Origin of the sequence: Caldimonas manganoxidans ATCC BAA-369 (assembly GCF_000381125.1) — a bacterium.
In the GTDB taxonomy this organism is placed as follows: domain Bacteria; phylum Pseudomonadota; class Gammaproteobacteria; order Burkholderiales; family Burkholderiaceae_C; genus Caldimonas; species Caldimonas manganoxidans.
In genome coordinates this window covers 1-5430 of sequence record NZ_KB905994.1, presented here as the reverse complement: position 1 = coordinate 5430, position 5430 = coordinate 1, and the positions used below count along the sequence as shown (strand labels likewise).

The window sequence follows — 5430 nt, the reverse complement described above, 5'->3', positions numbered from 1 at the left end:
GCGGGCGAGATCGTCTTCGAGCCGTTCGCGGGCTCGGGCACCACGCTGCTGGCCGGCCAACTCACCGGCCGCCCGGTACGCGCCATCGAACTCGCCCCCGAGTACGTGGACGTCGCGCTGCGCCGCTGGCTGCAGCACCACCCGGGCACGGTGCCGGTGCTGGAGGGCAGCGGTCGGACCTTCGACGAGGTGGCGGCCGAACGTACCGTCAGTAGTGGTAGCGCCCCTGGAGGAACTCGACGCGATCGGCCTTGACCAGATAGACGCAGCGATGCTCCTGGGTGATGCGTCGCGACCAGACGTCCGGGCCGAGGTATTTCAGCGGCTCGGGTTTGCCGATGCCATCGAAGGGATCGCGCAGCACCGCCTCGACGAGTTCGAGCAAGCGGCGGGCGGTGCGACGGTCGGTCTCCACCCAATGACGCAGGTCTTCGAGAAATTCCGGATGGCAGACCGCAAGCCGCGAGGCCTCACGCTTCAAGGTCGGCGTCCTGCTTGAGCTGGGCGAGCGTCGTGGGCTTCAGGCTTGTCGTGCGTGCCCGGTTGAGGGCCGTGAGCAGCCGTTCGGCGTTCTTGGCCGAGCGCAGCAGGTGCGCCGTTTCCATCAAGCCTTCGAGCTCATCGGCCGCGATCATCGCCACGGCTCCTCCCGAGCGACGGCGCACCACGATGACCTCGCGATCGTCCACGGCGCGGTCCATCAGCGCCTTGAGCTGCTCGCGCGCCTGGCTGTAGGTGGTTTCGATGGTCATGGCGGCACCTCTGGAATTGGACAGAAGTATTGTACAGGAAATGAACGCCCACTGGCTGGCCGATCGCATCGAGCACTGGCCGATCGACAAGCTGCTGCCCTACGTGCGCAACGCCCGCCAGCACTCGGACGAGCAGATCGCCCAGATCGCGGCCTCCATCGCGGAGTTGGGTCATCCACCGCGATGCGCGGCAAGGACGGCAAGGTCGGCGCCTGGAACCATGCCGGACAGCCCACGCAGGAGTTCCGCATCCCAGACTCGGTCGTCGAGGTGACGCGCCAGCGCGGCCGCATCGGTGAAGGCATCGATCATCCGGCGGTGTTCCCGCTGGGCCTGCCGAAGTTCTTCATCGAGGCCTACACGGAGGCGGGCGAGATCGTCTTCGAGCCGTTCGCGGGCTCGGGCACCACGCTGCTGGCCGGCCAACTCACCGGCCGCCCGGTACGCGCCATCGAACTCGCTCCAGAGTACGTGGACGTCGCGCTGCGCCGCTGGCTGCAGCACCACCCGGGCACGGTGCCGGTGCTGGAGGGCAGCGGCCGGACCTTCGCCGAAGTCGCCGCCGAGCGGCTGGGCGAGACGGCGGAGGTCACTGCATGAGCTGGCTGGCCGATCGCATCGAGCACTGGCCGACGACCAAGCTGCTGCCCTACGTGCGCAACGCCCGCCAGCACTCGGACGAGCAGATCGCCCAGATCGCGGCCTCCATCGCGGAGTTCGGCTTCGTCAATCCCATTCTCACCGGCGCCGACGGTGTGCTGGTCGCGGGCCATGGGCGGCTTGCCGCCGCGCGCAAGCTGGGCCTGCCCACCGTGCCGGTGGTCGTGCTCGATCATCTGACGCCGACCCAGCGCCGCGCCCTGGTGCTCGCGGACAACCGGCTCGCGGAACTCGCGACCTGGGACGATGCCCTGCTGCGCATCGAACTGGAGGCGCTGCAGGACGATGGCTTCGATCTCGATCTCACCGGATTCGACGCCGATGCACTGGCAGAACTGCTGGCCGATGAGGAACCACAGATCGAGGGCCGGACGGAGGACGATGCCGCGCCCGACGTGCCCGAGGAACCCGTCTCCCGGCCGGGCGACGTCTGGCGGCTCGGGCCGCACCGCCTGGTCTGCGGCGACGCGACCACCGCCGAGGCCTACGCGCGCCTGTTTCCGGACGGCGAGCGGGCGGACATGGTCTTCACCGATCCGCCCTACAACGTCAACTACGCCAACTCGGCCCGCGACAAGCTGCGCGGCAAGCACCGCCCCATCCTCAACGATGCGCTGGGCGAAGGCTTCTACGATTTCCTCTACGACGCGCTGGCGATGATCATGGCGCACACCCGAGGCGCGATCTACGTCGCCATGTCCTCCAGCGAACTGGACACGCTGCAAGCGGCCTTCCGCGCCGCCGGCGGGCACTGGTCGACCTTCATCATCTGGGCCAAGAACACCTTCACGCTGGGCCGCGCGGACTACCAGCGCCAGTACGAGCCGATCCTCTACGGCTGGCCCGAAGGCGCGACGCGCCACTGGTGCGGCGACCGCGACCAGGGCGACGTATGGCACTTCAACAAGCCGCAGAAGAACGACCTGCACCCGACCATGAAGCCGGTGGATCTGGTCGAGCGGGCCATCCGCAACTCCAGCCGCCCCGGCGACGTGGTGCTCGACCCCTTCGGCGGCTCGGGCACGACCTTGATCGCCGCCGAGAAGGCCGGGCGCGTGGCGCGGCTGATCGAGCTCGACCCGAAGTATGCGGACGTGATCGTGCGGCGCTGGCAGGACTGGACGGGCCAGCAAGCCACCCGCGAGGCGGATGGCCTGGCCTTCGATCAGGCGGCGAGCGACTCGTCGGCGATCGCGCAGTGAATCACGAACCCGGTCAGATTGGGCAGCCCGCGCGGGATGTGCTGCCCCATCGCGACTCAGGCAAGCCGGTAGACGCGCTCGCCGCCCGGGGATTTCTCGGAGACGATCGTCAGGCCCAGCTTCTTCTTCAGCGCCCCGGCCAAGGTGCCGCGCACCGTGTGCGCCTGCCAGCCGGTGCTGTCCATGATCTGGCGGAGGGTGGCGCCTTCGGGACGCCGCAGCATCGCGATCACCTGCGCCTGCTTGCTGTGGGCGCGGGGGCGGCGGGGCTCGGCGCTGCGATGCGCATCCTGCGCCCAGGCCGCTTCGGCGGCGTTCACCGCCGCCTCCAGGTCGGCCTCGTCGCGCGCCGTCTGCGCCTGCTCGGCCCGGGCGATCACCGCATCGAGTTTCGCAACGAAGGACTGGCGCTGGGCGGTGCGGGCACCCGGGCGCGGCACGCCCAAGGCCTCGTAGCCTGCGTCGGCAACGACCCAGACCTCGCCCTGGCGGGCGATCAGGGCGCGGTTGGCCAGGCCGTCGAGCACCTTGCGGCGGGCACCGCCTTGGATGTGCTCGGGGAACCAGTCGATTCGGCCGTCGCTGTGCTCGAGCGCATGGGCCAGGATCGCGTGCTGGGCGGGGGTCAGGGTGATGGTGCTCATGGTCTGCTCCTGGATAGGGATGGATCGGCGCGAGTCAGTCTTCCCAGAGGTGCTCGCCATCGAGGCTGATCCACAGGCGCGCATCGCGCGCGGTGGCCATCTCGCGCACCGCCAAGCCGGTTTTGAGGTGGGTGCCGGTCTTGCCGGTGAAGTCGTAACGCTGGCCGTCGTGCATCACGGTCGCTGGGCCTTGCTCGTCGAACTCGATTCGGATCAGGCGGGTGCCGAGGGCGTTTCCGTTGGTGTCGGTGACCTGGGGTTGGCGGATGCGCAGGGTCATGGTCTGCTCCTTGGTGCGTGGTGATTGGGTGAGGTGATGAACGCGCTGTTCGCGTGAGAAGCCAAGCGTTCTTGCTTGGCTTCGCATTGCTCGTCAGACCTTGCGCAACACCGAGATGCCGGCCTGCGCCAGTTCGAGCGCGGCGGCGTGGAAGGCCATCTCGCCGACCCAGGGCGCAGCCCTTGCGTCGTCAAACAAGCGGTCGATGACCGGCCGGGCCTTGGCGCGCATCGCGGCGCAGGCGGCTTCGAGCTCGTCGCGGCTGGCGGCGGCCACCTCCTTGCGGCAAGTGCGCACCAGCACGGTCAGGGCGGCCTCGGCGAGCTTGGTGGCGAGAAGGTCGGGGATGTGGGGGTTCATCGGGCGTCCTTTCGATCGGGTGGTTCGGGGTGACGTGATGAACGCGCTTCTCGCCCGTGAAGCCAAGCGTTTTCTGCGGGTGTTGGCCAAGAACTGACGATGACTTGATCGAAGAGGGCCATGGGCATCTCGATTCGCGCCTACGCCCGCCACCGTGGGGTATCGGACACCGCCGTACACAAGGCCATCCGCACCGGGCGCATCACGCCCGAGGCGGACGGCACCATCGACCCAGACCGGGCCGACCGCGACTGGACCCGGAACTCCGAGCCGCCGAAGGCGGGAACGGGCTCCCGGACCGTGAAGGTGCGGGTGGCGGAGGATCCGGCCCCCAACCTCGCCACCGGCCTGCCCGCAGGCGGCACCACGCTCGTGCAGGCGCGCACGGTCAACGAGGTGGTCAAGGCGCAGACCAACAAGGTGCGGCTGGCCCGCCTCAAGGGCGAACTGGTCGATCGCCACCAGGCCATCGCGCATGTGTTCAAGCTCGCCCGTACGGAGCGCGACGCTTGGCTCAACTGGCCGGCGCGGATCTCGGCGCAGATGGCGGCCCGGCTCGGCGTGGAGGCTCACACCCTGCACGTGGCCCTGGATGCCGCCGTGCGCGAGCACCTCGCCGAGCTCGGGGAACTCAAGGTTCGGGTCGATTGATGGACGAGTTCGCCTATGAGGGCTGGGACGTCATCGAGCGCGCTTGGCGCGAGGGGCTGACGCCCGATCCGCTGCTCACCGTCTCCGAGTGGGCCGACCGGCATCGGGTGCTCTCGAGCAAGGCGTCGAGCGAGCCGGGGCGCTGGCGCACCAGCCGCACGCCTTACCTGCGCGAGATCATGGATTGCCTGTCGCCGACCTCGCCCATCGAGCGGGTGGTGTTCATGAAGGCGGCGCAACTGGGCGCCACCGAAATGGGCAGCAACTGGATCGGCTACGTGATCCACCACGCCCCCGGGCCGATGATGGCGGTGTGGCCGACGGTGGAAATGGCCAAGCGCAACTCGAAGCAGCGCATCGACCCGCTGATCGAGGAGTCGGCCGTGCTCGCCGAACGGATCGCCCCGGCGCGCAGCCGGGATTCGGGCAACACCATCCTGGCCAAGGAGTTTCGCGGCGGCGTGCTGGTCATGACCGGCGCCAACTCGGCGGTGGGCCTGCGCTCGATGCCGGTGCGGTATCTGTTCCTCGACGAGGTGGACGCCTACCCGCTCGACGTCGAGGGGGAGGGCGATGCGATCTCGCTCGCTGAGGCGCGCACGCGCACCTTTGCGCGGCGCAAGATCTTCATCGTCTCGACGCCGACGATCGCGGGCGCCTCGGCCATCGAGCGTGAGTACGAGGCCAGCGACCAGCGCCGCTACTTCGTGCCCTGCCCGCATTGCTCGCACCGGCAGTGGCTGCGCTTCGAGCAACTGCGTTGGGAGAAGGGACGGCCCGAGACGGCGGCGTATGTGTGCGAATCATGCGAGACGGCGATCGCCGAGCACCACAAGACCTGGATGCTGGAGCACGGCGAGTGGCGCGCGACGGCGGAAGGC

The 5430-nt window shown here is 69.0% G+C and carries 8 protein-coding genes and 3 pseudogenes; 6 read left to right on the top strand and 5 right to left on the bottom strand.

All coding sequences use genetic code 11. The annotated features are described in order from the left end of the window. A pseudogene (locus tag F615_RS20235) lies at positions 1-255 on the top strand (site-specific DNA-methyltransferase); the annotation flags it as partial. On the opposite strand, the gene F615_RS0117085 reads toward F615_RS20235, so the two are convergent. After that, positions 209-481 carry a Txe/YoeB family addiction module toxin gene (locus tag F615_RS0117085; protein ID WP_019562360.1) on the bottom strand — a complete coding sequence of 91 codons (273 nt, stop codon included), beginning with the start codon at positions 479-481 and terminating at the stop codon, positions 209-211. The pseudogene F615_RS20235 and the gene F615_RS0117085 overlap by 47 nt on opposite strands. Further along, positions 471-752 carry a type II toxin-antitoxin system Phd/YefM family antitoxin gene (locus F615_RS0117080; protein WP_019562359.1) on the bottom strand — a complete coding sequence of 94 codons (282 nt, stop codon included), beginning with the start codon at positions 750-752 and terminating at the stop codon, positions 471-473. The genes F615_RS0117085 and F615_RS0117080 overlap by 11 nt, the downstream gene beginning before the upstream one ends. 40 nt (positions 753-792) lie before the next feature. Here F615_RS0117080 and F615_RS20605 point away from each other — a divergent pair. From F615_RS20605 to F615_RS0117070, 3 genes and pseudogenes are all read left to right on the top strand, one after another. After that, positions 793-924, top strand: a pseudogene (locus tag F615_RS20605) (ParB N-terminal domain-containing protein); the annotation flags it as partial. Then, positions 912-1352, top strand: a pseudogene (locus F615_RS0117075) (DNA methyltransferase); the annotation flags it as partial. The pseudogenes F615_RS20605 and F615_RS0117075, both read left to right, overlap by 13 nt. Beyond that, on the top strand, positions 1349-2614 hold the full coding sequence (locus F615_RS0117070; RefSeq protein WP_019562357.1) for a site-specific DNA-methyltransferase: 1266 nt from the start codon (positions 1349-1351) through the stop codon (positions 2612-2614). The pseudogene F615_RS0117075 and the gene F615_RS0117070, both read left to right, overlap by 4 nt. A 56-nt stretch (positions 2615-2670) precedes the next feature. Here F615_RS0117070 and F615_RS0117065 read toward each other — a convergent pair whose 3' ends face one another. From F615_RS0117065 to F615_RS0117055, 3 genes are all read right to left on the bottom strand, one after another. Beyond that, entirely contained in the window at positions 2671-3258 is a 588-nt protein-coding gene (locus F615_RS0117065; protein ID WP_019562356.1) for a DUF3489 domain-containing protein, read from the bottom strand. A gap of 34 nt (positions 3259-3292) precedes the next feature. Beyond that, positions 3293-3538 (bottom strand): hypothetical protein, encoded by a 246-nt coding sequence (locus F615_RS0117060; RefSeq protein ID WP_019562355.1) that lies wholly within the window; start codon positions 3536-3538, stop codon positions 3293-3295. Between the two features lie 93 nt (positions 3539-3631). Beyond that, a complete protein-coding gene (locus F615_RS0117055) occupies positions 3632-3898 on the bottom strand; it encodes a hypothetical protein (protein ID WP_019562354.1) in 267 nt (88 codons plus the stop codon). Positions 3899-4018: 120 nt separating this feature from the next. On the opposite strand from F615_RS0117055, the gene F615_RS0117045 reads away from it, so the two are divergent. Both F615_RS0117045 and F615_RS0117040 read left to right on the top strand, forming a co-directional pair. Further along, the gene (locus F615_RS0117045; RefSeq protein ID WP_019562352.1) at positions 4019-4549 is read left to right on the top strand and encodes a hypothetical protein; all 531 of its coding nucleotides are present in this window, start codon (positions 4019-4021) and stop codon (positions 4547-4549) included. Continuing rightward, the coding region (locus F615_RS0117040; protein ID WP_019562351.1) for a phage terminase large subunit family protein at positions 4549-5430 on the top strand (882 nt) is incomplete at its 3' end. The genes F615_RS0117045 and F615_RS0117040, both read left to right, overlap by 1 nt.

Excerpts from the sequence above, each read along its gene's own strand:
- F615_RS0117060 (WP_019562355.1), bottom strand. The coding sequence starts at position 3,538 with ATGACCCTGCGCATCCGCCAACCCCAGGTCACCGACACCAACGGAAAC.
- F615_RS0117055 (WP_019562354.1), bottom strand. The coding sequence starts at position 3,898 with ATGAACCCCCACATCCCCGACCTTCTCGCCACCAAGCTCGCCGAGGCC.
- F615_RS0117065 (WP_019562356.1), bottom strand. The coding sequence starts at position 3,258 with ATGAGCACCATCACCCTGACCCCCGCCCAGCACGCGATCCTGGCCCAT.
- F615_RS0117045 (WP_019562352.1), top strand. The coding sequence starts at position 4,019 with ATGGGCATCTCGATTCGCGCCTACGCCCGCCACCGTGGGGTATCGGAC.
- F615_RS0117070 (WP_019562357.1), top strand. The coding sequence starts at position 1,349 with ATGAGCTGGCTGGCCGATCGCATCGAGCACTGGCCGACGACCAAGCTG.
- F615_RS0117080 (WP_019562359.1), bottom strand. The coding sequence starts at position 752 with ATGACCATCGAAACCACCTACAGCCAGGCGCGCGAGCAGCTCAAGGCG.